Source organism: Streptococcus caprae (assembly GCF_042649745.1).
Taxonomy (GTDB): domain Bacteria; phylum Bacillota; class Bacilli; order Lactobacillales; family Streptococcaceae; genus Streptococcus; species Streptococcus caprae.
In genome coordinates, this window is record NZ_JBHRZV010000022.1 from 1 (window position 1) to 1685 (window position 1685).

1 protein-coding gene is annotated in these 1685 nt (G+C 44.8%); it reads left to right on the forward strand.

Going from position 1 to position 1685, the window contains the following annotated elements; all coding sequences use genetic code 11:
* Window positions 1–71 precede the first annotated feature (71 nt).
* Window positions 72–1642, forward strand: a protein-coding gene (locus ACFORF_RS03020) for an IS3 family transposase (RefSeq protein WP_380425370.1) whose coding sequence is annotated in 2 segments (ribosomal slippage) — window positions 72–729 and window positions 729–1642 — 1572 coding nt in all. Because the reading frame shifts where the segments join, the coding sequence is not laid out codon by codon here.
* Window positions 1643–1685: the final 43 nt, after the last annotated feature.

Consider the following 1685-nt stretch of genomic DNA (forward strand, 5'->3'; position numbering starts at 1 on the left):
GTGATATACTCCCCCTATAGTGGACAGTGAAAAAACAAAAATTCACTAGAAACTATAGAGGGAGTTTTCATATGTCCAAAAGAAGTCCGAAATCAGTAGAGGAAAAATTAGAAGTTGTTAATCTTTATTTGACTCATCACCAATCAATAAGTAGCTTGGTCAAACAGTTTGGTATCACTAATACTACCCTGCGAGAATGGGTTCGCAGGTATAAACAAGATGGTGTAGATGGACTTAAGGAAAGTTGCCATTGGAAGGCTTATAGCCTTGAGTTAAAGGAACAAGCTGTTCGAGATTATCTAGAAGGCAGGGGGAGTCAACGTCAGATTGTGCAAACCTATCACATCTCGGATTCAAGTGTTCTCAGAAGGTGGATAAAACAGTATACTAGTGGTAAACCATTAACAGCTACTAGTAAAGGACTAAGTCGCATGAAACAAGGCCGTAAAACCACTTTTGAAGAACGTGTTGAGATTGTCAATTTCACGATTGCTCACGATAAGAATTATCAGGCAGCAATTGCGAAATATAATGTCTCCTACCAACAGGTCTATTCTTGGGTTCGGAAGTTTGAAAAGGATGGCAGTCAAGGACTTCTGGACCGCCGTGGGAAAGGGCTTGAAACCAAGCCAAATCTCACGCCAGAGGAAGAGCTCCAACTTAAAATCAAACAGTTGGAAGAACGCAATCGTTACCTTGAAATGGAGAACGGATTGCTAAAAAAGTTGGAAGAAATCAGACGGCGAAGCCGACGGTGAGACAGGGGCGCCATCTGGAAACCTTTCAAGCCATCAAGGACTACGCTGATGAACACGAGGACTGTTTCATCAACTCCCTTTGTCGGCTCTTAGGCGTATCCCGTTCAGGCTACTACAAGTGGCTCAAGCACCAAGAGACCGCTTCAGAAACAACCAATCAAGCCCTGATGGCAACCATCAAGGAACTCCATGCCAAGTATAAGGGGATTCTAGGCTACCGCCGGATGACACGGTTCGTCAATCGTCAGCTAGGAACCAACTACAACAAGAAACGTATCCGTCGTTTGATGCGCATCCTCGGGATATCATCAGTTATCCGCAGGTCTCGTGCTTACTGTACCAAGAGCAGTTTTGTCAACATTGAAGAGAACCTGCTCAATCGAGAATTTATAGCTGATGCACCGAATCAGAAGTGGTGTACCGATGTGACTTTCTTGCCATATGGTTTAGGCTGTAAGGCTTATTTGAGTGCCATTAAGGACCTCTATGACGGCTCAATTGTCGCCTACCATATTAGCCGGCACAACGACAATCCCCTCGTGATGGAGAACCTGCGAAAGGCGATGGCGGCTAATCCAGGTGCCAGACCGCTGCTCCATAGTGACCGAGGTTCCCAGTATACCTCCAGAGAATACCGTATGGTGACCAACCAACTTCAATTGACCAGATCCATGTCACGGGTTGGTAAGTGCATTGACAATGCGCCAATCGAGAGTTTCTTTGGGCACTTTAAGACCGAGTGCTATGACTTGAAGACTTATAAGACCTTCGAGGAATTAGTAGACGACATCGACTCCTACATTTATTTTTACAATCATGAACGGTTTCAAGAGCGCAACAACGGCCTTGCCCCTCTTGAAATGAGGAACAAGGCCGTAGCTTAAATCTTTTATTATTTGATTGTCCACTTGACAGGGAGCAGTTCAA